Source organism: Acinetobacter sp. LCT-H3, from assembly GCF_001866125.1.
GTDB lineage: Bacteria > Pseudomonadota > Gammaproteobacteria > Pseudomonadales > Moraxellaceae > Acinetobacter > Acinetobacter schindleri.
In genome coordinates, this window is sequence record NZ_MODX01000001.1 from 256,079 (window position 1) to 280,873 (window position 24,795).

At 41.4% G+C, this 24,795-nt stretch carries 28 protein-coding genes; 15 read left to right on the forward strand and 13 right to left on the reverse strand.

The genetic code is table 11. The features are described 5' to 3' along the window. Positions 1-7 precede the first annotated feature (7 nt). The gene (locus tag BK820_RS01355; protein ID WP_071319867.1) at positions 8-808 is read right to left on the reverse strand and encodes an AraC family transcriptional regulator; all 801 of its coding nucleotides are present in this window, start codon (positions 806-808) and stop codon (positions 8-10) included. Between the two features lie 106 nt (positions 809-914). Here BK820_RS01355 and BK820_RS01360 point away from each other — a divergent pair, with 106 nt between their 5' ends. Beyond that, entirely contained in the window at positions 915-1,841 is a 927-nt protein-coding gene (locus tag BK820_RS01360; RefSeq protein WP_071319868.1) for a DMT family transporter, read from the forward strand. Between the two features lie 123 nt (positions 1,842-1,964). Here BK820_RS01360 and BK820_RS01365 read toward each other — a convergent pair whose 3' ends face one another. Then, complete coding sequence (locus tag BK820_RS01365) at positions 1,965-3,248, reverse strand: YihY family inner membrane protein (protein WP_071319869.1); 1,284 nt, start codon at positions 3,246-3,248, stop codon at positions 1,965-1,967. 110 nt (positions 3,249-3,358) lie between these two features. On the opposite strand from BK820_RS01365, the gene wrbA reads away from it, so the two are divergent. Continuing rightward, on the forward strand, positions 3,359-3,955 hold the full coding sequence (gene wrbA, locus BK820_RS01370; protein WP_071319870.1) for an NAD(P)H:quinone oxidoreductase: 597 nt from the start codon (positions 3,359-3,361) through the stop codon (positions 3,953-3,955). Positions 3,956-3,980: 25 nt separating this feature from the next. Here the strand turns inward: wrbA and BK820_RS01375 are convergent, their stop codons facing one another. Next, positions 3,981-4,409 carry a hypothetical protein gene (locus BK820_RS01375; protein ID WP_167367454.1) on the reverse strand — a complete coding sequence of 143 codons (429 nt, stop codon included), beginning with the start codon at positions 4,407-4,409 and terminating at the stop codon, positions 3,981-3,983. Between the two features lie 855 nt (positions 4,410-5,264). Here BK820_RS01375 and BK820_RS01380 point away from each other — a divergent pair. The 3 genes from BK820_RS01380 to BK820_RS01390 all read left to right on the forward strand — a co-directional run bounded on the left by BK820_RS01380 (position 5,265) and on the right by BK820_RS01390 (position 7,605). Then, positions 5,265-5,648 (forward strand): hypothetical protein, encoded by a 384-nt coding sequence (locus BK820_RS01380; protein WP_071319871.1) that lies wholly within the window; start codon positions 5,265-5,267, stop codon positions 5,646-5,648. Continuing rightward, positions 5,642-6,844 carry a CsgG/HfaB family protein gene (locus tag BK820_RS01385; protein WP_071319872.1) on the forward strand — a complete coding sequence of 401 codons (1,203 nt, stop codon included), beginning with the start codon at positions 5,642-5,644 and terminating at the stop codon, positions 6,842-6,844. Before BK820_RS01380 ends, BK820_RS01385 begins: the two co-directional genes overlap by 7 nt. Before the next feature lie 83 nt (positions 6,845-6,927). After that, entirely contained in the window at positions 6,928-7,605 is a 678-nt protein-coding gene (locus BK820_RS01390; protein WP_004809734.1) for a hypothetical protein, read from the forward strand. Positions 7,606-7,864: 259 nt separating this feature from the next. On the opposite strand, the gene BK820_RS01395 is transcribed toward BK820_RS01390, so the two are convergent. From BK820_RS01395 to BK820_RS01405, 3 genes are all read right to left on the reverse strand, one after another. Beyond that, complete coding sequence (locus BK820_RS01395) at positions 7,865-8,440, reverse strand: xanthine phosphoribosyltransferase (protein WP_071319873.1); 576 nt, start codon at positions 8,438-8,440, stop codon at positions 7,865-7,867. Between the two features lie 90 nt (positions 8,441-8,530). Then, positions 8,531-9,244 (reverse strand): DUF3108 domain-containing protein, encoded by a 714-nt coding sequence (locus tag BK820_RS01400; protein ID WP_071319874.1) that lies wholly within the window; start codon positions 9,242-9,244, stop codon positions 8,531-8,533. A 151-nt stretch (positions 9,245-9,395) separates the two neighbouring features. Further along, a complete protein-coding gene (locus tag BK820_RS01405; RefSeq protein WP_071319875.1) occupies positions 9,396-10,085 on the reverse strand; it encodes a hypothetical protein in 690 nt (229 codons plus the stop codon). A 267-nt stretch (positions 10,086-10,352) separates the two neighbouring features. Between BK820_RS01405 and BK820_RS01410 the strand changes: the two genes are divergently transcribed. Next, entirely contained in the window at positions 10,353-11,216 is an 864-nt protein-coding gene (locus tag BK820_RS01410) for an energy transducer TonB (protein WP_213030828.1), read from the forward strand. Here BK820_RS01410 and BK820_RS01415 read toward each other — a convergent pair. From BK820_RS01415 to miaB, 5 genes are all read right to left on the reverse strand, one after another. Continuing rightward, positions 11,213-11,512, reverse strand: a complete 300-nt coding sequence (locus BK820_RS01415) for an antibiotic biosynthesis monooxygenase family protein (RefSeq protein WP_004896079.1) — start codon at positions 11,510-11,512, stop codon at positions 11,213-11,215. The genes BK820_RS01410 and BK820_RS01415 overlap by 4 nt on opposite strands. A gap of 31 nt (positions 11,513-11,543) precedes the next feature. Beyond that, positions 11,544-11,942 carry a hypothetical protein gene (locus BK820_RS01420; RefSeq protein WP_071319877.1) on the reverse strand — a complete coding sequence of 133 codons (399 nt, stop codon included), beginning with the start codon at positions 11,940-11,942 and terminating at the stop codon, positions 11,544-11,546. A 143-nt stretch (positions 11,943-12,085) separates the two neighbouring features. After that, positions 12,086-12,568, reverse strand: a complete 483-nt coding sequence (gene ybeY, locus BK820_RS01425; protein WP_005223309.1) for an rRNA maturation RNase YbeY — start codon at positions 12,566-12,568, stop codon at positions 12,086-12,088. 22 nt (positions 12,569-12,590) lie between these two features. Next, positions 12,591-13,667 (reverse strand): PhoH family protein, encoded by a 1,077-nt coding sequence (locus tag BK820_RS01430; RefSeq protein ID WP_071319878.1) that lies wholly within the window; start codon positions 13,665-13,667, stop codon positions 12,591-12,593. A 39-nt stretch (positions 13,668-13,706) separates the two neighbouring features. After that, positions 13,707-15,164, reverse strand: coding sequence for a tRNA (N6-isopentenyl adenosine(37)-C2)-methylthiotransferase MiaB (gene miaB, locus BK820_RS01435; protein WP_004809718.1), 1,458 nt, complete (start codon positions 15,162-15,164; stop codon positions 13,707-13,709). Positions 15,165-15,530: 366 nt separating this feature from the next. Here miaB and BK820_RS01440 point away from each other — a divergent pair, with 366 nt between their 5' ends. From BK820_RS01440 to BK820_RS01465, 6 genes are all read left to right on the forward strand, one after another. After that, positions 15,531-17,432 (forward strand): lytic transglycosylase domain-containing protein, encoded by a 1,902-nt coding sequence (locus BK820_RS01440; RefSeq protein ID WP_228715864.1) that lies wholly within the window; start codon positions 15,531-15,533, stop codon positions 17,430-17,432. Between the two features lie 31 nt (positions 17,433-17,463). Then, entirely contained in the window at positions 17,464-18,102 is a 639-nt protein-coding gene (locus BK820_RS01445; protein ID WP_071319880.1) for a ribonuclease T2 family protein, read from the forward strand. Between the two features lie 173 nt (positions 18,103-18,275). Further along, complete coding sequence (locus BK820_RS01450; RefSeq protein WP_004809714.1) at positions 18,276-19,262, forward strand: malate dehydrogenase; 987 nt, start codon at positions 18,276-18,278, stop codon at positions 19,260-19,262. A 169-nt stretch (positions 19,263-19,431) separates the two neighbouring features. After that, a complete protein-coding gene (locus BK820_RS01455) occupies positions 19,432-19,710 on the forward strand; it encodes a DUF2789 family protein (protein WP_004809710.1) in 279 nt (92 codons plus the stop codon). A 53-nt stretch (positions 19,711-19,763) separates the two neighbouring features. Continuing rightward, the gene (locus BK820_RS01460; protein WP_004809708.1) at positions 19,764-20,018 is read left to right on the forward strand and encodes a DUF2789 family protein; all 255 of its coding nucleotides are present in this window, start codon (positions 19,764-19,766) and stop codon (positions 20,016-20,018) included. Between the two features lie 117 nt (positions 20,019-20,135). Next, positions 20,136-20,393 carry a DUF2789 family protein gene (locus BK820_RS01465; protein ID WP_004809704.1) on the forward strand — a complete coding sequence of 86 codons (258 nt, stop codon included), beginning with the start codon at positions 20,136-20,138 and terminating at the stop codon, positions 20,391-20,393. Between the two features lie 68 nt (positions 20,394-20,461). Here the strand turns inward: BK820_RS01465 and BK820_RS01470 are convergent, their stop codons facing one another. Both BK820_RS01470 and BK820_RS01475 read right to left on the reverse strand, forming a co-directional pair. Further along, complete coding sequence (locus tag BK820_RS01470; protein ID WP_004809702.1) at positions 20,462-20,989, reverse strand: hypothetical protein; 528 nt, start codon at positions 20,987-20,989, stop codon at positions 20,462-20,464. Positions 20,990-21,048: 59 nt separating this feature from the next. After that, positions 21,049-21,651, reverse strand: coding sequence for a 2OG-Fe(II) oxygenase (locus BK820_RS01475; RefSeq protein WP_071319881.1), 603 nt, complete (start codon positions 21,649-21,651; stop codon positions 21,049-21,051). Between the two features lie 115 nt (positions 21,652-21,766). Here BK820_RS01475 and BK820_RS01480 point away from each other — a divergent pair, with 115 nt between their 5' ends. The 3 genes from BK820_RS01480 to BK820_RS01490 are packed head-to-tail and all read left to right on the forward strand — an operon-like array spanning position 21,767 to position 24,575. Then, entirely contained in the window at positions 21,767-22,624 is an 858-nt protein-coding gene (locus BK820_RS01480; RefSeq protein ID WP_004809698.1) for a 23S rRNA (adenine(2030)-N(6))-methyltransferase RlmJ, read from the forward strand. 37 nt (positions 22,625-22,661) lie between these two features. After that, the gene (gene pssA, locus BK820_RS01485; protein ID WP_004809697.1) at positions 22,662-23,480 is read left to right on the forward strand and encodes a CDP-diacylglycerol--serine O-phosphatidyltransferase; all 819 of its coding nucleotides are present in this window, start codon (positions 22,662-22,664) and stop codon (positions 23,478-23,480) included. Between the two features lie 18 nt (positions 23,481-23,498). Continuing rightward, on the forward strand, positions 23,499-24,575 hold the full coding sequence (locus BK820_RS01490; protein WP_071319882.1) for a DUF6670 family protein: 1,077 nt from the start codon (positions 23,499-23,501) through the stop codon (positions 24,573-24,575). Positions 24,576-24,795: the final 220 nt, after the last annotated feature.

Genomic DNA, 24,795 nt, shown 5'->3' on the forward strand with positions numbered 1-24,795 from the left:
AAAATTTTTAACTGGCTTGATGAATCTTCCTGAATTGATCAGGTGTATAGCCCATCCAGCGCTTAAACATTTGAATAAAGGCTGAGGCATTGGCATAGCCCAGATCAAAGGCAATATTTTCTACAGTTTTTTGCTGTTTCAGCATCGACATGGCTTTGATGACTTTCAGACGCTGCCGCCATTCATGGAGTGACATTCTCAGCTCCTTCTGGCAGTAGCGCGCCAAGGTGCGTTCAGTCAGGTTATGCATAGCTGCCAAATGCTGCAAGGTACTGTTATTCTCTGGATTTTGATGTAGGTAATCCAGAATTTGCCTGAGTTGAGGATGTTCAGTATGCGGTAAATAACTGCCAATCACCTGTGCCTGTTTAAGCTGATCAAGCAGCACGTGTAATAAACGTTGATGCTCTTCTGACCTTACCTCAGTCGGATGTAATTTTAAATGCTGCAAGAGTGAAGTGACCAGAGGACTGGTTAATAAGATCCCCGGCTGATTTGGTAAACCTGTACATAAACTTTCATGAATATAAAAAGTTCCATGTGAAACATCGGTACGATTTAAACCACTATGTTGTAAGTTAGGTGGTAGCCATACACCGTAAGGCGGAGGGGTAATATAATCAATATGCCCAATTTTCACTTCCATGATGCCATTAAAAGCATAGATAAACTCTCCCCAGGCATGATCATGCAATGGATAGACTGACAGAGCCGGGTCTTCACGAAAAATAATCCACAGAGCTGCGTCAATATCATCATTGGTTCTAAGTTGCTTAATATCTTGAGCGACTGTTTTATTGCTTCTCACGTTAGATTGCCTGAATAATGCGATTATTTGTCTGTTTTAAATTATATCTTTTATTTCTGACAGATTTATAGTGTGCATCTTTGATAGTGTGTGTAGAGTTGAAATTGTGGAGCAGCGTAAAGCGCTTGATGCGCAAGCCTCGTTAATCATGTTTATCCTGTGTCTGTTATGGGGACTACAGCAGGTAGTGCTCAAGCTAGCAGCCCCAGATATTTCAGCCTTGATGCAGATTGCATTACGTTCAGCCTTATCTGCATTAATGGTTTATCTTTTGATTCAAGCAGGTGTAAGGCGCCAGCTATGGAGCCGTAGCTATCTTCCGGCAGGTTTGCTGGTCGGGGTATTGTTCGCTTTAGAATTTTACCTGGTCGCTGAAGCACTGCGTTATACCTCTGCTTCACATACCATCGTATTATTATATACCGCACCAATTTTTGTGGCATTGGGATTACACTGGAAACTTCCTTCAGAACATTTATCTCCATTACAGTGGGGTGGAATTCTCGTTGCGTTTAGCGGGATCGTGGTGAGCTTCTTATTTCGTAGCCACACTGGTCAGGCTATGCAAGCCAGTATGCTTTGGGGAGATTTGTTGGCTTTAATGGCTGGTATATTTTGGGCTGCTACCACTGTGAGTGTTCGATTAACACGATTAGCTGAAGCTCCAGCAACACAAACTTTGTTCTATCAGCTCTTGATGGGCGGCATGGTGCTGTTACCACTTGCGTGGATGACAGGACAAGCAACGGTGAACTGGACAACCTTATCTATTTCTAGTCTGATTTTTCATACAATGGTCATTTCTTTTGCCAGTTATCTGATCTGGTTCTGGATGCTGAAAAAATATTTGGCTTCACGTCTGGGTGTATTTTCTTTTCTAACGCCGGTGTTTGGTATGATTTTTGGAATTCTGTTACTGGACGAAGAAGTTGAGATGAACTTTATTATCGGTACGATCATGGTCATGCTGGGTGTCGTGTTAGTAAGTTTGCAGGGATGGCTAAAGCCGAAAAATATAAAAGTAGCTCCTTAAAATATTGGTTATCGATAGTGTTTAAAAAAACGTGAATAACACAGTGAAAATTTTTACTGAAAAACTTACTTATATAATTCCCAATAAAAATCCTCTCATAAGAGAGGATTTTTATTGAAGTGTTTAAGGCTTAGGTGGAGTTTGAGTTTCATTCTGCCCTTCCTTTTGCTTAAACAGCTCTGAAAGTGGAATGCCCAGATTTTCCGCTAAATAATGATCTGCTTCTCGTAATTTGGGTTGTAGTCGCTGCATCCAGAGGTCATTGATCTGAAGATTTTCAATTTGATGTGTGTGTGGCAAGGCATAAGGAAGTTTGAGGTAGAAATCCCAGAAATTGACCTGATCAAGATCACGTACCAAGACATATTCATTATCCTCCGTACGTTTAATCAGATTCTGTTTTTCAAACATGCTGATATAGCTTGGCAGACGGCCAATTTCATCTCGTCCTAAAACTTCGAGTGCCTGTGCTTCACTGATACTTTCTCCAGTTTTCTGCTTACGGTAAAACAGCTCCAGTAAATCCAGTAACATCAGAATTGGATGGATTTTGCAATCTTGGCCCGATTCAAATGCAGTGATTGCATAACTGATCTCAACTCCGAGCAGGACAATATTCCAGGACAGATAAATCCAGAGCAGGAAAATAGGAACCGCTGCAAAAGCACCATAGACAATTTCATAACTGGTGAAATTGGACATGACAAAGCCAAACAGGTTCTTTAAGAGTTCAAAAACCACTGCACTAAATAAACCGCCCACGAATGCAGATTTGATCGGTACACTGCGGTTAGGAATGGTCCAGTTCAGGATAAAGAAGCCGATAATCGTCAAAGAAAATGAAATGAGCCACAGTATAAAAGCACCATTCAATTCGTAGCCGGCAAAGTTATTGCTCAGTACATTCATGGACGCTACAGTTGAAGAAATCACGAAAGCGCTACCGAGTAAAATTGGACCCAAAGAAATAATGGTCCAATAGCGCATAAAGCCGATAATCCCGCCACGTGTTTCTGTGACACGCCAGATTCGGTTAAATACTGTCTCAATACTGGTCAGCATCATCACGGTGGTAATAAACAGGAACAGGATCCCGATGATGGTCAGATTGCTGGATTTGTCAGTAAAAGCACTCAGGGCTTTATCAAAGGCAATGGTGGTCTTGGGCAGGAAATTGGTATAGATCATTTCTTGAAGTTGCTGACGTGCAGGTTCTAGTGCCTTAATTGAAGAGATGATCACCAAAAAAACCGTCAGCATTGGTACTACAGCAAACAAAGTAGTATAAGTTAATGAGCCGGCCTGTTCACGGCAACGATCCGCCTCAAAGCGCCTAAGTACAAATAAAATAAATTGAAACCAGTGTTTTTCATAAAAAGGTAATTTCTTTAAGTATTCAACGATCATGCGCTTGTTGTCTCAATTTCTTATACATCATGAATTTTCTGGTTCAGCTTACCCAAAAAAACAGAAAAATACCGTATAGTTTTCTTTTTTAAGTATCGAACATTTATCATATGCAACCTTATGTCCTTGTTTTATATTACAGCAAATATGGTTCAGTCAAAGAGATGGCACATCTGATTGCCAATGGGGTTGAATCCGCAGGTATGGCAGTGAAGATCAGAACGGTGCCGAATCTTTCCACTGTGGTAAAAGAAGCAGAGGCGAGTATTCCAGCGGAAGGGGATATCTACTGTACGCTAGATGAATTGGCGAACTGTTCTGCTTTGGCAGTGGGTTCGCCAACACGTTTTGGCAATATGGCTGCGGAAATGAAATATTTCTGGGATCAGACCACCAGTCTTTGGCTGAATGGAGCTTTGCATGCTAAGCCGGCATGCGTGTTCACAGCCTCTGGTGCAATGCATGGTGGCCAGGAAGGTACATTACTGAGTATGCTTCCGCCGTTGTTCCACCACGGTATGATGATCATGGGGTTAAGTAATGCTGTTCCAGCACTGTCAAATACTAAAACAGGTGGCACACCCTACGGCGCCAGCCATGTCAGTGGTGCACGCCACGATCAGACACTAAGCCAGGATGAAAAGGTACTGTGTGAAGCACAGGGTAAGCGCTTGGCAGAAATAGCTTTAAAGTTAAATCAGGTTTAATAATTCTCAATCAGGACAATAAGCTTTAAGCTTTATTGTCCTGATCACTCGATTCCCGAGAATCTTCTTTATTCACTTCTAGTGCCTGAGCAGCTGTTGCCTGGATATTAAAGCGATATTTGCACTTCAGGCAACGATAATCCAGAAACAGGTTGCGATCCACGGTTACACCAGCTTTTTTACCCAAGAAGTTACCGACTACACCACCAGTAATCCCAACACTAATTGCGCCAACGAAAGTCCCGACTGTTCCGCCGACAATTACACCAAGTGGACCTGCCACAGTCCCGATCGCAGCACCAATCGACGCACCTGAAGCTGCGCCACCTACAGTTCCCGCCGTTGCGCCTGCAGAGGTCATGAGTAGACCGCCAATTTTTTTCAGATTTTGCTCATGATCACGTTGTTCAATATCTGTTGAGCCACATTTAGGACATTGCATAAGGTATTCCATCAATGATTGTTATGGGCTGATATTCAGCCTATTTATGATTTGTCATTTTGCCTAATCAGGTGGATATATGACAGCTCTACAGTATGTCTGTCTTATATTTTGATGTCAGGGACATTTCCTGCAAATTTGATTGTAGAGGAGATTTTGATAAGGCTTTGTATTTGTGCTGTAAATTATTTTATATCGAAATCCATCTTGGAATTCTTTTAAATTTTTAGCTGCCTGATAATCTAGAGATGCTAAAAATAATATCTTCAAAGTATCTTTTCTATTTCTTATAAAAAATAATTTACTTGTCACCTTTTTACACTAAATAACATAACCATCATAAATTGAAATTAAGTACTGTTTAGTAGAGGTATTAAGTATCTATATTGAGTATTTTGTTTTGAGGGTTTTTAAAAAGTAAAAAAATGTATTTGGAAAATAGTCTTCGTATAATCGGTTAATTATATTTCTTAATAAAGTGATTTATTAATCGCAATTGAAATGTAAGCTTTTATAAAATGAAAAATTATTAATAAATGATCGTGAAAATCACTGTAAATATTTTCTTAATTAAAATATTTTTTCTAATTTAATCACTAGTTTTTATATATTATTTTAAATATTTTTTAAAAATAAATTTATGGTTTGAAAATATTTATAAAATATTTTTTATAAATAAAAGGATTGATTAAAATAATCAATATTAAATGAAAACAATAGCTTGAATTTAATTAAAAATCAAAAAGTATGTGAATAATAATTAAATGTAATTTTTAAATTTTTATATGATCTAATTTTTGTCAGATAAATTAAATCTTAATTAAGCAGAAAACGAATAAACATACTAAATCAGAGGATACTAAAGGTATGAAAATATTGGTCATCAATGCGGGTTTATTGTGTTTGTTTTTTTTGAGCAACGCTTATGCTACATCAGATGAGTGGACTCAGCGCTGGAAAACATCACCTGCACGTTCTAATGAGCATCTGGCACAGGCAAATCTGATTGAACTCAGAGAGTCTGATTATTATGAAAGTTTTGGAAAAGCAAGGACTACCGTATATAACACCTCTTCAAATTCTATCGGCACTGTGAATACTCCAACCAATAATATTACGGTGGAGGGCTCAGATAATGGTGTAAATATTTCCAGTGAATTATTCAATGAAGCTCCAGTGAGTTCTAATTCCAATCGGAATTCACCAAGCTGCCCAAATGTGAGTAACCAGCCGGGAGAAACACTATGCTGAATTTCCCGTATGGAAGGTCTTTATCTTCCGCCGGTATCATTTTGATTTTTACTCAATCCTTGACAGGATGTACCGGTCTGGCATCTTCAAATTCAAAGCCGGTAGAACTGGTACAAGGTCCGCCAATTACTGATATTTTTACTCCCTTTGATATGGCCTTATCTTGCTTAAAGGGGCAATTGCGCAATGACATCAGCTTTTCTGTAGGAGCAATTTTAGACCAGACAGGTAAAGACGTCGTAACCAATGGTGGTAGTGGAAAAATGGTGACCCAAGGCGCAGGAGATATGGTGCAATCCGCCTTATTTCAGTCTGGGGTCAGTGTAATGAACCGGCGTGATCCTCGTATTATTGAAAGTGAAGCCAAGTGGGGGATTCGTGATCCAAGACAAATCCAGGCCTCTGATTATTATGTGACGGGCAGTATTAATAGCCTGGATTTTATTCCAGGTGGCGGGTTGGACATGCAGATTGCAGGTGTTGGGCCGAATTATAGTCAAACCCGAATTATGGTGGGTTTGGATCTATCCCTGACTGATACACGCAGCAGTAAAGTTGTCGCGAATGTCTCATTACAGAAACAGATTGCTGCACAGGATTATGGTATCAGCGCTGGAAGATTTACCGGCCGTACCTTATTAAATATTCAGATCGGAAAAGGTGAGCGTGAAGCGACGAATTTTGCTTTACGTCAGATGTTGAATCTGGCCACTTTTGAATTACTGAGCCAGGTCGTTCCACCGCCAGTGTTCGAGAAGTGTCGTGCAGAAATTCCACCAGAATTTGGACGTTTAAACTTAACTCGAAGTTCGGTGGCTTTGCATAAATATAAAAAAAATCAGCAACAACATAATCTAGATTCAAGTATCCCGGTTCAGGAATTAACCTCAGACGATATTCAGCAATCTCAAGAGAAAAACAAATCTACCAATACACCGAGTAAAGATACCAAAGCACCAAAAAACAAAGAATCCGAGGTAATCCAAAATCCTGATCCAGAACCTGAAATAAGTAAACAGGATCTCATTAAATATATCAGTAAAAAACACTCTCCAGACTCTTCAGACAAAATGCTAGAGGAAAAAGAGAAGCAGGAAAAAAACAGCAAAGAAAAAGACGAGGAGAAAACATCCATGCTGTGGGATGCCAATCCTGAAGTTGTTAAAAACTATTGGTCAAGCACATTGCGTGATTAATAGTTTCACAAGTGGGCTCGCTCCCATTAGTAAAAGAAGTACTTAGCGAGGAGTGCTTCAAAACTAGAAAAGGAAAAACAAAGATGAAAAACACGATCAAAACAATCGCTTTATCCGTCACCTTCCTGTCTGGTGCAGGTATGGCATATGCTCAAGACACAAATGTAGAGGTAGATACCGGTTTACAGGCATCTCTGGATGCAATTTCCCAGCAGGTCGAAAATGGATCTGCCCTGAATCTGGCTGTCAATAGTGCTGATATTAATGCAAGTGTTAATACAGAAGCTTATGCTAATTTAGGAACAGATCTTGGAACAGATACTCAAGATGTGGTCAATTCAGTTGAAAATACAATTGAAACTACAGCAATGGGTGCAGCTAATACAGGTAGTATTGAAATCGCGCAAGGTAGCTTGAGTACAGTGACTTCAAATACACTTAATGAAACCCTAGATTGGGCATATACTGATGTAACTGGTGAAATCAATAACGAAACAATTGGAGAAGATATTTCGGAGAGTACAACGAGTGCGGATATTTCAGATACATTGAGCACAACGCTGGATAGGACTTTTGATGAGGAAGTTAATAAAACTTTAAGCAATTATAGTGTAGCGAATATTGCTTATAATGCTGGAGCAGTTGATGCCTCTGTAAGTGCAATTGCAGAAGGTGTAGATAATAGTGTGGCCAACACCATTACTACTACTGCGATTGGTGCTGTAAATACTGGAAGTATTACTGTTACAGTAGGACAATAATATAACTGTGCTTGATTTTCTTACAGGTCTAACTATTGGCAGATAGTTAGGCCTCTTATTTTATATAAAAATTTTAAAAAAAAATGTCTACTTGTCGGAAAGTAAAGCAATTTCTATTAATGATTATTTTTTAATTGAAATTTTTTAGGAAAAAACGAAGTAATAGAAGAATATAGTTGTCTTAAAATATTTCAATTCAAGAAAACAGATATAAAAAAAGAGCACCTCAGTACTCTTTTTTAATTTAATTCAAGAAATTTTAGTCTTGAACAAATTCAACCGTACCATTTGCTAGTGATTTCACACGCGCTAATGATTCTACGCGATAACCTTTTTCAAGCAGAATGTCACGGCCCGGCTGGAATGATTTTTCAATCACGATACCAATACCCACGACAGATGCTTCTGCTTGGTGAATCAGGTCTGCCAAGCCAAGAGCCGCTTGACCATTTGCAAGAAAGTCATCAATTACCAGTACTTTATCAGCAGCGTTGATGTGCTTTTTAGAAATTGCAATGGTACTTTCAGTTTGCTTGGTGAAAGAAAATACCTTAGAGCGATACAGATCATCTTTCAGAGTTAATGATTGATATTTGCGTGCAAAGATCACTGGAATACCCAGCTCAAGGCCAGCCATTACAGCAGGTGCGATCCCTGATGCTTCAATAGTGATGATTTTAGTGATACCAGCATCTTTAAATAGACGCGCAAATTCCTGACCAATTTGCTGCATCATAACAGGATCGATTTGATGATTTAAGAAAGAATCAACTTTCAAAACTTCTTCAGATAGAACGATACCTTCAGCTAAGATTTTCTGTTCTAGTGCGTGCACGGGAGAATCCTCAAGACCAGATGCTTTTTCAAGCAAAAGCGTATTTTAAAAAGCACCCGGAAAAAATCAAGCGAAAATCGTTAAAAATGCTTAGTTCGTTGGACCTTTATAGCCAGTGAGTAACAAACCATAGGAAGTTTTCTTATCGACATGCGCTACCTTGACTGGTAAACAATCAAGTTTTGGGGCTAACCAGAAGATGGTTTCGCGTCCTGGCTTGTCATGTTTCATTACGACTTTCATGGTGCTAAAGGTGCCGTAATTGGTTTTGATATTTTCTGTACCTTGTTTAACAAATTTACGTGCTTCCAGTTCTTTAGCATCTGCAATGTAATAATTGCTTTTTAAACCAGAAGCTTTTAGGTCTTCACGGATCTGTAACTCGGCATTTAATTCATCCAGGGCACCATCTCTCCAGGCAAATGAACGTGCCTTGTCATCTTTTTTAGTATGAATAGTTTTAGAAGACGGATTGAACTTGATACTCATGGTATTGTTATTAACCAATACCTTACTGCTACGGCTAAAATTGCTAGAATTAATCTTGCCATTATTAAAAGTAAAATGACTGGTTTCTGTCGCAGAAGCAATCGCGGCAGCCTTGGCTGCAAATACATAAGTCCAGTTATTGCCTGACTTAGTTAAGGTTCGTGTTGCCGATCCCATGTTCTTGCCATTATAGCTAAACTGATAAGTCGCCTGGAATGGGCTCATGGCAAAAGCTTGACTGGACATGCCTGTGAATACCAGTGCTGTGGTCAGTCCTGCAGTCATACCAATAGTTTTAATTAAGTGTTGTGCCATAAGTGAATTTTCCTGTATGAAAGGGCAGTCAGTCACTTCTGCCAAGCCTTTATTATCAGACTAAAATGTGGAGGGAGAATGAACTGATAAAATTTGCAGAAGTGTATCATTCATGTCATTTTTTTCATTGTTGTTTCACAACTTAAACACTTTACGAATCTTGTTTCTGCTTGATTGGGGTGACCTGATTTTCACTAAATTCATCTGCATCATCCCAGCTTTCTTCCTTTTCTTGAGAAAGCTTTCTGAATAAGGCTGCTAGATTCACATTCCCAATAACGACCAGTTCAGCCTCACGTAATACAGCATGATTGACATGTACTTTAGACAGAGTATCAATCACTGATCGGCTTTTACCGAGCCAGCGGTTAAGATCTAAATGTAATAAGTCATCAACAACTTTAATTACACCCAGCTTTTCCAGAATCATACCGAGAGGATCTTTATTCAAAATGCGCTGATAGAAAAATAGGGCACAACGTACGCCAATTTTATAGAACACATTTGGGTATTTAGCATCAATTACTTGGGTATCGCTAATCTGTTCAAAAACAATCAGCTGGCGGTCTTTATTCAGCTCCATCTGTACCAGTTTCAGGTCAACAGACAGAGTAATGACCATGCCATTGTAATCAAGTGTTGCATATAAGCGTAACCAGTCATCATGCAGATCCGCATGCAGATCTTTTAAGGCTTTGACGTTATCAGTCACAAAACGCTGAAAAGTTGCATTCAAAAATACCTGAGAGAGGGGAAACTCGCGTTCATCTTCAATAAACCCTTCCGCCTTCTGATACACCTGGCGAATGCGTCTGGAAATATTGGAAATGATGGTTTGCATATGGAAGCATCCTGGCAACTATATTTTTGATAGCATGTATCTTGTCGAAAAGTATAAAAAATACAAGAGCGTGTGCTTGCAGTTTAGCAAAATAAATTGCACCATTTTTAGTGTTTTGTTTATACAACGTAGAAGATTTGATATAGCTCTCACTATCTACTCAAAGTGAAAGATATATCAATATTTGTATATTGAAAAATTTTCTTTGCAAGATATTAAGGATAAAGGCTCCTGGCTGAGCCTGAAAATGTGACTAGAATGACCCTGATGCCTTTGGTTAAATCATGGTGGAAAGATCCAATTTTTAGCAGTGCTGTAGGGATTGCTGCATTATTACATATCATGATTTTAATGCTGCAGTTTGGAATGCCATCGGAACAGGATACTTCGACCAAGGAAATTGCAGTTAGCCTGCGCGTCAGTAATGACAAAATCGAGCATGCCGATTTTCTTGCCCAGACAGATCAGCAAGGTTCCGGTCAGTTCCGTGAAGCGCATCGTATGTCCAGTGATGCTCCATTGCCGATGCCAGATCAGACAGCTGGAAAAGAAGCAATGCTTCAAAACAGCCAAGATATGCTGCAACAAAAACAAGAGTTGAGCTTTGAAGAAAAAGTTCTGATGACAACCCTAAGCTGGCAGAAACAGGCAGAAGAAAATCAGCGCAAGAAACGTCAGGAAGAACTCAACAGCCAGTTTCAAGCCAAAGCTGCTATGGTCGCGAGTCTGGAAGCTCAATATACGCAGCGCCAGAAAAACTTTAGCCGTCAGCAGAAAATTAAAACTGTTGACGGTATCCAAGCCAAGCAGGATGTATCTGCAGCTTATCTGGAAAAATTCCGTCAAAAAGTCGAATTTTATGGGAATCGTTTTTATCCTAAATCTGCCCGTATACAGCGTTTGGCGGGCGACGTCCGCTTAATGGTGATTTTGAATCAAAACGGGGGTATTCGAGCGATTCGCTTGTTGGACTCTTCTGGTTATACTGTATTGGATGAAGCTGCTCGAACCTCATTACGTAAGGCTGCGCCGTTTGGTGCTTTTGATGCCAACATGAAAGATATTTCAGAGTTAAGAATTATCCGAACCTGGCGTTTTGATCCGGCAGAAGCCGAGTTTGAAGTGCGTTAATCTGGCGCTGTTTCATAATGGCGTAATACCTTACAGACATCCACGCTGAAATAGCGATACCAGTTATCTTTACCGAATTGTTGCGCGGCCTGGTGTTCAGCGTCCTGATGCCAGGCATGAATATCCTGCAGGCTGCTCCAGTAGGAAAGTGCAATCTCAGTGATTCCTTCAGTTAAACTTTCAAAATGCTGACAGTGAAACTGGGTCAAGGCCTTTTCCCGCATCTGTTGGGCAGTGGCAAAGTAATCTGTGTCTAACTGCTTAATTTTAGCTTTAAAAATAACGACATATTGCATAGTAACTTCTAATTTTAACTAATTTCTGAAATTATTCTTCCACACGATGATAATAACCGTGTTCTCCGGAACTGTTCCAAATCACATTTAAAAATTTGCCTTCAATTTTTAGATGCTTTGGAAAAATCCTCAGATGCTTTTTATATTTACACTCAGGTTTTAAACCGATGCAGTTGCCATTTTTCCACCATCTACCTTCAGCATATTGATCTAGGGCTCCATAAGTTAGATACCATTTAAATTTACCTTCAGGCAATAACAGCATTTCAGAGCCTGTTTCCATGACGCCATTTAAATAATAATGACCTGTCCAGACTTCATCTGCTTTTTGAAATTGGGTTTCTTTACATAGCGTCTTTGAACTTGCATAAAGTGTTGAAGATAGAAGGGAAGTACCCATGAGTAGCAATACGAGAAGAATCTTTTTCATTTTTATCCTGAACTTTAGCTAATCATCTTTATTGTTATGAGGTATATTTTATCAGCTTTGGTTGAATTAAATAGCATTGATTTGATTGCTATTTACAGGCATAAAAAAGCGAGCCGAAGCTCACTTTTTATAGTCGGAAAATTTTAGTCTCTTTCCAGATATGGATTTGCAAAACCGAGTTTTGCCAGAATCTCGATCTCAATGCTTTCCATTTCTTCTGCATCCTCTTCTGAAGTTTCATGATCATAGCCCATCAGGTGCAAGGTGCCATGAACCAGCATATGGGTAAAGTGAGTCAAAGGTGCTTTGCCTTGTTCAACGGCTTCACGCAATACCACTGGAATACAGATGACCAAGTCTCCAATCGGAAAAGCATCCAAAACTTCTGCCATTTCATCCGGAAGATCACTTGGAAAAGACAACACATTGGTGGGTTTGTCCTTTCCGCGATATTCCAGATTCAGTTTGTGGCTTTCATCATTGTCGACACAGGCAATACCAATTTCACAATCACTTTGCGTACCGATATGACGTAAAGCAGTTTCTACAACTTTCTTGATATAGGCACGCTTAATCACGAGTTCAGGTGCCTGAAAATCCTGTTGTAGACTAAGACTAAGTTTCAAAACAAATCCTTAAAAGTAAATATTAATGCTGGGCGTCAGCTGCCGCATCATTTTCAGCGACCAAAGCTTCCTGACGTGCTTTGCGTTCGGCACGTGCTTCGGCACTTAAACGTTGTTGTTCACTATCCCAGCCTTCATAGGCTTCAACGATTTTCTGAACCAGCTGATGACGTACCACATCACGGGAATGGAAGCGGGTGATATGAATCTCTTTCACATTTTCCAATACACGAAGTGAATGAGCCAAACCAGATTGCTGACCACGTGGCAAGTCGACCTGGGTCACGTCACCGGTAATCACTGCACGAGAGCCAAAGCCCAGACGGGTCAAAAACATTTTCATCTGTTCAGGTGTCGTGTTCTGTGCTTCGTCCAGAATCACAAAGGAGTGATTCAAGGTACGACCACGCATATAAGCCAGTGGTGCCACTTCAATGATCTGACGTTCAATCAATTTGGCTACTTTTTCGAAACCCAGCATTTCATACAGGGCATCGTAAAGCGGACGTAAGTATGGATCGATTTTTTGTGACAGATCACCCGGCAGGAAGCCAAGTTTTTCACCGGCTTCTACCGCAGGACGTACCAGGAGGATACGCTGAATCTCATTACGTTCCAGCATGTCCACTGCAGCTGCTACCGCCAGATAAGTTTTACCTGTACCGGCAGGACCAATACCGAAAGAAATGTCACTTTGCAGAATGCGTTGTACATAACGTTTCTGATTGGCACCACGTGGATTGATACGGCCTTTACGAGTCTGTAGCCAGACATTGTCCAGACCAGTATGTTCCTGATCATGTAGGTTGTCCTGCAATTCACGGTCGGTTTGGCTGCCTTGGATCATCAGGTGCAGGGTATCTGCACTGATCTGACCGCTCTGTTCAGATTCTTCATGAAGTCGCTGCAGGAGCAACTCCGCTCTCTCAACGGCATGGATTTCACCATCAATAAAAAAGCTGTCGCCTCGATGGGAAACTTTGACGTCTAAACGTTGTTCAATTTGCTTCAAATGACCGTTATAAGCACCGAGCATGCTCTGTAAACGGTCCATTGAAATTCCAGGAAAAGCTACTGTACGTCGAATCGCTGCTGTCAAAGAGAGTTCCTTATAGAGATAGGTTCTTATATCCCTACATTACGCCACGTCAGGCTCAAGATTCAATAGCTCACCGTAAACTAAATTGAGTGTTTTTATTTCAGTGATTTCAATCTCGGCAAAACGTCCAACCCATGCAGGATCACCGATAAATGTCACATAACGTGTGTTATCTGCGGTGCCTACCAGGACATTTGGATCCTTGTCAGAAACTTTTTCTATGAGAACACGTTGAATGGTGCCAAGCATCGCATCCGTTTTCTCAATACTGGATTGCTTGATCCATTTTTGAACTTTTGCCAGACGTTCTTTTTTCACCTGTTCAGGTGTAGTGTCTTCAAGTTCCGCAGCAGGCGTACCCGGACGTTTTGAATACACAAAGCTGTACGAATGATCAAAGTCCATATCTTTAATAAACTGATATGTTTCTTCGAAGTTGTCGTCGGTTTCACCCGGGAAACCAATAATGAAATCTGAAGATAAGTGCATATCCGGACGGACTTTACGGAGTTTGGCAATTTTCTCGATATAGACATCAATCGTATGGTTACGCTTCATCGCTTGAAGGACGTCATTGGAACCACTTTGTACTGGTAAATGCAGATGTGACACCATTTGTGGCAGGTCACGGTAGCATTGAATCAGGTCATCATTAAATTCGAGTGGATGCGACGTGGTATAACGTAAGCGGCCAATACCTGGAATTTCTGCAACTAAACGTAACAGATCGGCAAAAGTACAGATCTTGCCATCAAAGGTTTCACCACGGTAGCCATTTACGTTCTGACCCAGCAGTGAAATCTCACGCACGCCTTTTTCTGCCAGACCTGCAATTTCTGCCAAGACATCATCCAGCGGACGTGATACTTCTTCACCGCGGGTATATGGCACTACACAGAAAGAACAATATTTTGAACAGCCTTCCATAATTGATACAAAGGCTTTATAACCTTCAACACGTGGTTCAGGCAGGAAGTCGAATTTTTCAATATCCGGGAAGGAAATATCAACCAGTTTAATTTTATCTTTCTTTGGCTTTTCTACTTGCTCAAAATGCTGATCCAGCATTTGCGGCAAACGGTGCAGGGTTTGTGGACCAAAAATCATGTCAACATAATTGGCACGTTTCTGAATGTTGTCACCTTCTTGTGAAGCAACACAGCCACCCACACCAATAATCAGATCCGGATTTTTTTCTTTTAGTTTGCGCCAGCGACCCAATTCAGAGAATACTTTTTCTTGTGCTTTTTCACGAATTGAGCAAGTATTCATCAGAAGAATATCTGCTTCTTTAGGGTCAGTGGTTAGCACATAGCCATGTGAGTCGCCCAAAAGGTCGGCCATACGATGACTGTCATACTCATTCATCTGACACCCTTGCGTTTCAATGTACAGTTTTTTGACTGTAGCATCGTGGGCTGGGGTGTGCGCTGGCTGGGTAACAGTGTTTTCTGAGGCAGCTGGGGCACTCTTCGGAATGAAGGTTTGAACCGTCATGAAGGCTCCTAGGGATAATACGTTTAAATTGTGAACGGACGACCTTATTAATCTGCGAATCAGGTCAATTAGAATACAATTCACAGAATGAATTTTTTGGAAGTCGCATATTTTAGCAGGAAAGTCGCTTAAACTTATAGCCTTTATTGGTGGCCTGAAAATATTGATTTATGGACAGAAAATGTTTGAAAATTAATATTGCTGAATCATAAGGTTACATAAGAGAACAGTAGAGTCGGTCTAGAATTTATAAACTAGCACCGATGTTGAACAAAATTGTCTGGCACGAACTACATGATAGAAGTTAAGTTAATGTTGAAACAGATTATAAGTACACATAAATATTCAAGATTATTCACTGTAGGGATGGCCTGTCTGAGTTCAATGGGCGTTCAAGCTGCCGAAGAACAATTTAATGACGCACTCACTGCGGCAAATGCTGGAAATATTGAATTATTACAACAGTATCGTGCAGCCATGCAAAATGATGCCTTGGGTTACTACCCGGAATACTGGATTCTGAATCAAAATCTTGGCATGCAGCCGGCCAGTCAGATTATTAATTTTGCCCAGCGTTATCCGCAATCTGCCATGGCAGAAAAGCTGGCAGCAGACTATGTTGAAGAAAAAGTAAAGCAGGCCGATTTTTCAGCAGCACAGCCGGTCCTGCAATATGTGACCAATCCAGATCAGGCAGAAAGCTGCGCGATTGCTCAGGTACGTGCTAAAAGTGGTGATCCTCTGGTCTATGCCGAATATAAAGATGTCTGGCTGACCACCAATTCTCAACCGGAATCCTGTACCGGTCTAGGTCGAATGATGCTGTCCAGTCCCTTATTAACCATTGAAGACCGTCAGCAACGACTCTGGACACAATTGCGTGCCGGTCAGTCTGGACAGGCGATTGCGACCGCCCAGAGTATCGGCCTCAACCTTTCTTTGGCGCAGCTTAATAGCATTCAGGCCAATCCGACAGCCTATTTATGGACGGCACCCAAAGCGACCACTGCTGATCATGCTTATCTGGTTTATGCCATGGGGCGACTGGCGGATAGTGATCTGAATACAGCATTTTCGAGTGTGCGACGTACTGCTGAAGGCACCCCTGAACAGATCCAAAAAGCTTTGTACCGTGTAGTCGGCTATATCGGTGGCACCACGGTGATGAAAAACAACTTTAATCGTGAAGTCCTGAATTATCTGGATCTGAGTTATGGCCTGCCATTTAGTCCGGAAGAAGCAGAAATTTATGCACGTCAGGCGATTCGCTTTAGCGCTTGGGAAAGTCTGATTCGGGCGATTGATGCGATGAGTGTGACCCAGAAACAGGAAGACCGCTGGCAATACTGGCTGGCTCGTGCAAGTGAACAGCGCTCAGACCAAGCATCAAAAAAAGCAGCTGAAGATATTTATCGAAAACTGGCCACTGGTGATGATTATCATAACCTGCTGGCACGTGACCGCTTAGGACAGTTAACCTTAGGTACGCCGAAATCCGCACAGCCTTCTGCTCAGGCCATGCAACGCCTGAATCAGGATATTCATTTCCGCCGTGCTTTTGCCTTGCGTAATATCAATGCTTCAGCTGCGTATGTAAACCGTGAATGGAACTGGGCCGTGCGTCAGGCTTACTTGAAACATGATGATGATCTACTGCTTGCCGCAGCGAAACGTGCGCATGATATGGGCTGGCATGACCGTGCTATTTATGCTGCAGATCGTACAGTGAATAAGCACAACTATGATTACCGTTTCCCAATGCCATATCGAAATTATGTGGTCAGCCATAGCCAGAATGCCAGTGTTGATCCGGCATGGGCTTATGGTTTGATGCGTCAGGAAAGCCGATTTAATACTGTGGCGCGTTCACATGTCGGGGCAGGTGGCTTGATGCAGATCATGCCAGATACGGCCAAACTGGTCGCGCGTCAGATGGGCGAAACCTATAATCCGGCAGCATTAAGCGATATGAATACCAATGTTCGTTATGGCACCTTCTATTTGTCTACGATTCAACGCCAGCTCAGCAACAGTCCTGTTTTAGCAACGGCAGGTTATAATGCCGGACCGAATCGCGCACGCCGTTGGCAGCCAGACTTACAGAATCTAGCAGCAGATCAGTACACGGAAACCATTCCTTTATTAGAAACACGGGATTATGTGAAACATGTCATGACCAATGCGACACATTATGGCATCCTATTGGGCCAGGGAGCACAATCAATCGGGAAACGTATGCAAGCAATTCCGCTACGTAGTACACAATAAAAATTAATGATTTAGGGATAGTGAATTATTCATGAAGTTAATGAATAGTCGTCGAGTATCAGTATGGCTTTCTGCTTGTATAGTCGCAGGAGGGAGTTTTCCTGCGCTTGCGGCACCGACGGGCTATATCATGGATGTGCAGATGGTTCCCGCACTTTGCAGTCTGTATCCTGAATTGGCCAAAAAGCGAAAATGTCTGGAAGGTTATTCCTTGAATATCTCCGGCTTATTTCCTGAAACCAGTCAACAGGATTGCAGCACGCAGACTTCATCCGCACTTCCACCTTTACAAGCCAAGGTGGTTGCTCGTGTCATGCCGGACGAGGCTTCACGGGCACGCTTATGGCAGAGTACTGGAGGGTGTATTCCCATGAGTGCCAGCCAGTATTTTCGGACCATTATTAATTATGCGGATCGTCTGAAAGTACCACAGGAACTGACAGACCAAGAAAACATGGTCATGTCGATTAATACATTGCGTACAAAATTCCTTAAGATTAATCCGCAATTACCCACCAGCGGCATCCGGTTTAACTGCCAGACCAACCGTAGTGTCAGCCTGCTGACTGCGGTTAAGGTGTGCTATCGCAGCAATGGCCAATATAAGCAATGTCCGAGCAGTATAGTAAATACCTGCCCTCAGAACATTACAATTAAAGGTACATACTAAGCTTTTCAGCCAAATTAATTTATATTTCCTATCAGACTTTTGTTGGAATTCATTCGCTTTTACATGCATCTCCGAAAGGATTGGAGTACAATCTTTGCCGTTTATGATTATTAAGATTAGATAGAATAGCTATTTAATCCGCATTGACTATCCTCTCAATTGGAGATAATTACATGAAGCAACCTGTTCGCGTTGCCGTTACTGGCGCTGCTGGTCAAATTGGTTACAGCCTATTATTCCGTATCGCTAGCGGTGAAATGTTGGGTAAAGACCAACCAGTTATTCTTCAATTATTAGAAATTCCTGTTGAGAAAGCTCAACAAGCGCTTAAAGGCGTGATGATGGAACTTGACGACTGTGCTTTCCCATTATTGGCAGGCATGATCGGTACTGATGATCCTAAAGTTGCATTCAAAGATGCTGACTATGCATTGTTAGTAGGTTCTCGTCCACGTGGTCCTGGTATGGAACGTGCTGACCTTCTTAAGGTAAACGGCGAAATCTTTATCGGTCAAGGTCAAGCACTGAACGAAGTTGCTAGCCGTGACGTTAAAGTGCTTGTTGTGGGTAACCCTGCGAATACAAATGCTTACATCGCAATGAAATCTGCGCCAGATCTTCCAGCGAAAAACTTCACAGCAATGTTACGTCTTGACCACAACCGTGCGTTGACTCAACTTGCGCAAAAAGCGGGTGTTGCAGTTTCTGACATCGAAAACATGACTGTTTGGGGTAACCACTCTCCAACGATGTATGCTGACTACCGTTTTGCAAACGTAAACGGCGAAAGCTTGAAAGACAAAATCAACGATGCTGCATGGAACAAAGACGTATTCCTTCCAACAGTTGGTAAACGTGGTGCTGCGATCATTGAAGCACGTGGTCTGTCTTCTGCTGCTTCTGCTGCAAACGCTGCAATCGATCATATGCGCGATTGGGCTCTTGGCACTAACGGCAAATGGGTAACGATGGGTATTCCTTCTGACGGTTCTTATGGTATCCCTGAAGGCGTAATGTTCGGTTTCCCTGTAACGACTGAAAACGGTGAATACAAAATCGTTCAAGGTCTTGAAATCGACGAATTCAGCCGTGAACGTATCAATGTTACATTGAACGAACTTGAAGAAGAGCGCGCAGCAGTGGCTGACATGCTTAACTAATTTAGTCTTTTAAGATTAAATAAAAAAAGCACTCCAAATGGAGTGCTTTTTTTATTTCAGAATATCCTAAGAACAAAAAATAACATCCTGTCAAAGAGCGACAACTGAACTTTCTATATAAGTCGTTTAATTTGTAAGCAGAGTCATCAATAAAAGAGGAGGTACTGAGATGTTAGAGCAGCGACCTACCATGGAAGTTTTTTTTGAGCAACTCGGCTTGGATTCAAGCCCTGAAGCAATCGATGAATTTATCAGAACCCATCAGATCGGGATGGATGTGCCATTACATAAAGCACCTTTTTGGACCAAGAACCAACATGACTTTCTAATTGGGCATTGGAAGCAAGATGATGATTGGGCCATTTTTGTCGATGTACTGAATGAACAATTGCATATAGAAGCAGAGGGTTCAGGTACTTGTGATCTGCCGACCTCCTCACATCCTTGAACGTTAAAAAACTAGCAGCAAATTATTTTTTATTTCTATTACGGAGCAATCAAATGGTATTGGAACAGCAACCTACTTTAGAATTATTATTTGAACAACTCGGCCTGCCAGCAGACGAAAGGTCGATTGATGAATTTACCCGCACCCATCAGCTTCCATCTGAAGTTATTCTGCCAGATGCGGAATTTTGGAGTGAGGGGCAGAGTGCATTTCTTCGTGAACATTGGCATCAAGATGATGAATGGATTGTAATTATTGATAAGCTCAATCAATTACTGCATGTAGAGAGTGACAAGCAAAGCGCTTAGTCCACTTTTATACAAAAAGATACAAACAAACCTAGTCACAGGACTAGGTTTTTTTTGTCTTATCTTATAAGTTAGTTCTATAAAGAATTACAAATTAACTGATATAAGGAGGGCGAGATGCTCGGAACAATGCAACCATCCTTACCCCTATTATTTTCGCAACTTGGTTTGCCGAATAGTCCTGCTGCCATTGAGCTATATGTACGTACTCATCAGTTACCTAAGGAAATCTCATTGCATGATGCGCATTTCTGGAATAAAGCACAGCGTTCATTGTTAATTAGTCATTTGGTGCAGGACGATGACTGGGCAATTTGGGTTGATGAACTGAATCAACAGTTACACTTAGATGCCGATCGCCGTCGACTGGCTTAAGAAAATAAAACTAGTTATAAAAAATGCCTCATTCATGAGGCATTTTTTATAAAAATAATTTCACAGTTTTAATGCATCCGGCTGCGTAGAATTTGAATAAACCAGTCCTGTTGACGGTATTCTGCAAATGCTGGATGTTGATCTACCAGTTCCAGATCAAAATTGTTCAATTTACTGTATTTATTTAACCAGTGACGGGTCATAGCCGGTTCTTTTTTGCTTGCTGAGGCATATGCCAGGAAGAAATAGATATCCGCATGCTCATAACGGGTCATCGGTTTTAAAATCTGCTGGGTAATCAGTGCATAGCGATTTTCTTTAGTCAGTTCAAAATAGATCATGTAGGCTTTAGCCAAATGCAATGACAGATTGATATAAAGATCGAGTGGCATTTCTTCAAACTCGATTCGACCTTGTTCCAGCAGAACAATCGCTTCTTGCAGAAAATGCACCTGTTCCTGACGTAACTGGCTGATCGCTACCAGTTGCAGGCGAAGGTCAGCCCGTTCAAGCGCCAGCTCAGGGGTATTGCCATTTAAAAATAGCTGATCTGTTTCACCAATGCGTGCAATGATCTCTTTGGTGGTTGGTCGCATGAACGCAGTCCTCGTGTCTTAATGATTGCTATATGAGGATGATTGTCTGCTTTTAAAGGCTAGATTAAAGAGGTATCTGAGCGTAACCACGCGGTAATGGATAAACGTTGATGTTTGGCTACTAATACTTCGTGCAATAAATCACTTTGGAAGAATGCTAAACGGTTGGGCTTAGGTGAAATCGTATGCCACTGTCCATTTTTATCTTGTAAATGTAGTTTACCCCCCCAGTCATCTTGCCATTCTTCATGCAGATAATATACCGAGGAAATCATGCGGCCATTCTTACCTTGCGGGTTGTCGCGGTGAAGAGCATAGAATTCACCTGCGTTATAGCAGGCAAAATGCGCTTCGACATCTTTAATACCCAAATAAAATGCGCGGTTTAAAACTTGAGAAAATTGTTGCAGGGTTTCGGTATGTTGGTGAGAGATTTGAAATTTAGGTTGTAACCAAAGAATATGATCACTGCGGATGTTGCTTACTACGCCATTTTGAATCGCGGCATCACGAAATTCGTTTAAGTGACTTAGGCATTCTTGACTGACCGCATGTTGATATTCAATTGAATAAGCACCGTCAATAATACTAAAGCCATGTTGATCTAAATCATCTAAGATTTGATCAACATTCCAATCCCCTGGGATGACAACTGCTTCCATTTTTCAATTCTCGAGCGTGTGGTAAAAAAGGTTTGCTATTTTAGAGCAATAATCGTTTCTGAACGAATCAGTTTTTCATGTTAAAATAGCTATTGATCTTAGGAATAATTGAAACATGAATTATCGTCACCACTTCCATGCAGGCAACTTTGCCGATGTCATGAAGCACGTGTTATTGCTTCAGATTTTGTCTCGCCTTAATAATAAAGACAAGCCATATCGTTATATTGATACGCATGGCGGCGCAGGTAAATATGACTTGTCGACTTCAGAAGCGCAGAAGTCTGGTGAGTTCTTAAACGGTATTCATCGCCTGATTAAACTGGATGATTCAATCAAGCGCAATGCCCCTGAAGGCATACAGCAATATTTAAAAATTGTTGAAAAAATGCGTGAAAGTTTTGGTAAAGGCGCGTATCCGGGTTCCCCGTGGTTTGCCCTTGAAGGCATGCGTGAAATCGACAAAGCCACCATTTTTGAAATGCAGCGTGATGTCTTCCAGCAGCTTGATCAGAATATTTTTGACAAGCGTGCTGGTCTGCATGAGCGTGATGCTTATGAAGGTTTGCTCGCAGTCATTCCACCGAAAGAAAAACGCGGTCTGGTAATGATCGACCCGCCGTATGAGCTGGAACGTAAAGATTTCCCTCAGTTAGTCGAGTTGATTGCAGCAGCTTATAAAAAATGGCCGACAGGCGTATTTGCTGTTTGGTATCCAATTAAAGACCGTGCCATGATTGAGCGTTTCGAGAAAAAAATGTTCAAGACCGGTATTCGCCGTCAGCTGATCTGTGAAATATGTGTATGGCCAGACGACACTCCTGTTGGTTTAAATGGTTGTGGTCTGTTGGTGATTAACCCACCTTGGAAGTTCTCTGAAGATGCTGATGAAGCACTTCAATGGTTATTCCCGCATTTACGTATGCAGGAAACTGGTGGTCACGCCGCAGTTCGCTGGTTAGTAGGCGAATAATTTTTTAAAGATCAAGTCATAGCTAGGATCGACAAGAATGACAAATATAAGCAAACCGGAACGTGACTCTTCCACCGAAGCGCCTTTTGATGGCATCACCTTTGAGGTGGAAGAAGAAGAGCATACTCAGGAAGGGCAGAAAATTAAGCGTCGAGGCATCTATCTATGGCCGAACCTGATTACAACCGCAGCGTTGTTGGCAGGTTTTTACTCGATTATTGCCAGTATGAATGGCAATTTTCAGCAAGCCATTTATGCGATCTTTATTGCAGCATTACTGGATGGCCTGGATGGACGTGTTGCACGTGCTATTGGTGCGCAAAGTCCGTTCGGTGAACAGTTTGATTCGCTATCGGATATGCTGGCCTTTGGTGTGGCACCGGCTATCTTGATGTACAGCTGGGGCTTAAGTGAGTTGGGCCGGATCGGTCTGGCGGCATGTTTTGTTTATACCGCTTGTGCGGCTTTCCGTCTGGCACGTTTCAATGTGCAGATCGGTGTGGTTGATAAGCGCTACTTCATTGGCGTCGCGAGTCCACTTGCTGCCGTAATGATTATTTCGCTGGTCTGGGTCGGTTTAGATTTCCCGGAAATTTTCGATATTAAAGATTCAGTGGTTCAGATCATCAATGCCGTTGCGATTGTGATTACCGGTTTGCTGATGATCTCCAATATCAAATACTATTCTTTTAAAACGGTAGAGCGTAAGCGGGTTCCATTTTTTGTCTTGCCAATTGCCGTATTTATCTTTGCAGCGATGACTTACAACATTCCGGTCGGGATTCTGGTTATCTCTGTAATTTATGCTTTGTCTGGTTTTGTTACGACTTTTATGGCGAAACGACAAGTGAGCTAGTATGCAGGAGAGTCTGAGATGGCGTTTCTTCAGGATTTATTGGATCGTTCGAAACAGCTGAATCAGACTCCTGCTGCCCAGGCCGATCTGGCCTGTCACGGTCCAAATAAAAAATATAAATATATTCACCATCGTTTTGTTATTCCCAATCTGCCTGCGCCACTGCATTATTTCAATTTTTTTAGCATGATCGGTCAGCCGAATGTGCCGATGCTATGTAATCCCGATGCCATTCATACGGATGCCTTGGATACAGCAACGGTAATCTGTAGTACCAGTCCGCACATGGTCGGTCAGTTGAATCATTATTCCATCCAAAATGAGTGTCGCTTTGAAAGCTGTAACTTTAATTTTCATACACGTGAGCAATTGAGCAGTATATTTCCGGAATTTCATTTCACCCGCCAGGATGACGAGCTCAGTGTTGATCTGAAAATTAGAGCTATCGAGTTGATTACCCACTTTACCCAGCTTCGATTTTCTCTGGCTGATTATTGGTCGATTCCATGCTGGTGTGAAGGTGTTATTCATTATAAAGATCAACAATACCAAATCGAAAGTCTGGGCAGCTTTGAATATGCTCGTAGTTTCAAGTTTCCCTATTTGCCATTTGCTTTCTTGACTTATCAGATGATTAATCTGAGTCAAAACCGGCAGATTATCCTGGTTCAGGTACGAGATAGCTTTAATAAGATTATTCAGTCACGCATTTACTATAAAGATTTGGAAAGCCAGCAGACCCAAATGCTGGATGAAAAGGTAATGTTTAAAGTGCATCGGGTCTATCCAAGTGTGACCACACCAAATGGCCAGAAAATGTATTTACCACGTGAATTCGAATGGCACTGTGAAAATAAAGATGGAATTCAGATTTCAATTCAAGGACAAAGTCGAGGTGATTTTAAATTTGGTCTTGGGGCAGGCTATGTAGGGAGTTTTAGCTATCAGGTAAAGATCAATGATCAGAAAGAAAATGAGGAAGGGGGCTATATTGAATACATCGATTGTCGAGCTTTACGCTTTCAGGAACTCAGCAAAGAAGAAAAAATATTAAGTAACGTGCCCGATTCTGTACCATTTTTAGTCAAAAGATAGAGAAAAAGCTGATTTCTGTAGAATAAATAAACAGACGGTGGTTTTTGTTGAAAAAGGGGGTTGCAAGGCCTCTGAAATACTGTAGAATGCACATCCATCGGCGGTGATGAAGATTAAAACTTCTGATAAAACAGTAACTTAGTTAAGATTGGTTGAGTTGGGTTTTAGAAAGAAAGTTTAAAAATAATTTTCGTTACTAGTTGACTTTCTAGAGATAGAG

Coding starts and splice junctions, on each gene's coding strand:
- BK820_RS01365 (WP_071319869.1), bottom strand. CDS start 3,248: ATGATCGTTGAATACTTAAAGAAATTACCTTTTTATGAAAAACACTGG.
- wrbA (WP_071319870.1), top strand. CDS start 3,359: ATGCAACCTTATGTCCTTGTTTTATATTACAGCAAATATGGTTCAGTC.
- BK820_RS01375 (WP_167367454.1), bottom strand. CDS start 4,409: ATGGAATACCTTATGCAATGTCCTAAATGTGGCTCAACAGATATTGAA.
- BK820_RS01380 (WP_071319871.1), top strand. CDS start 5,265: ATGAAAATATTGGTCATCAATGCGGGTTTATTGTGTTTGTTTTTTTTG.
- BK820_RS01385 (WP_071319872.1), top strand. CDS start 5,642: ATGCTGAATTTCCCGTATGGAAGGTCTTTATCTTCCGCCGGTATCATT.
- BK820_RS01390 (WP_004809734.1), top strand. CDS start 6,928: ATGAAAAACACGATCAAAACAATCGCTTTATCCGTCACCTTCCTGTCT.
- BK820_RS01400 (WP_071319874.1), bottom strand. CDS start 9,244: ATGGCACAACACTTAATTAAAACTATTGGTATGACTGCAGGACTGACC.
- BK820_RS01405 (WP_071319875.1), bottom strand. CDS start 10,085: ATGCAAACCATCATTTCCAATATTTCCAGACGCATTCGCCAGGTGTAT.
- BK820_RS01410 (WP_213030828.1), top strand. CDS start 10,353: ATGCCTTTGGTTAAATCATGGTGGAAAGATCCAATTTTTAGCAGTGCT.
- BK820_RS01415 (WP_004896079.1), bottom strand. CDS start 11,512: ATGCAATATGTCGTTATTTTTAAAGCTAAAATTAAGCAGTTAGACACA.
- BK820_RS01420 (WP_071319877.1), bottom strand. CDS start 11,942: ATGAAAAAGATTCTTCTCGTATTGCTACTCATGGGTACTTCCCTTCTA.
- miaB (WP_004809718.1), bottom strand. CDS start 15,164: ATGACGGTTCAAACCTTCATTCCGAAGAGTGCCCCAGCTGCCTCAGAA.
- BK820_RS01440 (WP_228715864.1), top strand. CDS start 15,531: ATGGCCTGTCTGAGTTCAATGGGCGTTCAAGCTGCCGAAGAACAATTT.
- BK820_RS01445 (WP_071319880.1), top strand. CDS start 17,464: ATGAAGTTAATGAATAGTCGTCGAGTATCAGTATGGCTTTCTGCTTGT.
- BK820_RS01450 (WP_004809714.1), top strand. CDS start 18,276: ATGAAGCAACCTGTTCGCGTTGCCGTTACTGGCGCTGCTGGTCAAATT.
- BK820_RS01455 (WP_004809710.1), top strand. CDS start 19,432: ATGTTAGAGCAGCGACCTACCATGGAAGTTTTTTTTGAGCAACTCGGC.
- BK820_RS01460 (WP_004809708.1), top strand. CDS start 19,764: ATGGTATTGGAACAGCAACCTACTTTAGAATTATTATTTGAACAACTC.
- BK820_RS01465 (WP_004809704.1), top strand. CDS start 20,136: ATGCTCGGAACAATGCAACCATCCTTACCCCTATTATTTTCGCAACTT.
- BK820_RS01470 (WP_004809702.1), bottom strand. CDS start 20,989: ATGCGACCAACCACCAAAGAGATCATTGCACGCATTGGTGAAACAGAT.
- BK820_RS01475 (WP_071319881.1), bottom strand. CDS start 21,651: ATGGAAGCAGTTGTCATCCCAGGGGATTGGAATGTTGATCAAATCTTA.
- BK820_RS01480 (WP_004809698.1), top strand. CDS start 21,767: ATGAATTATCGTCACCACTTCCATGCAGGCAACTTTGCCGATGTCATG.
- pssA (WP_004809697.1), top strand. CDS start 22,662: ATGACAAATATAAGCAAACCGGAACGTGACTCTTCCACCGAAGCGCCT.
- BK820_RS01490 (WP_071319882.1), top strand. CDS start 23,499: ATGGCGTTTCTTCAGGATTTATTGGATCGTTCGAAACAGCTGAATCAG.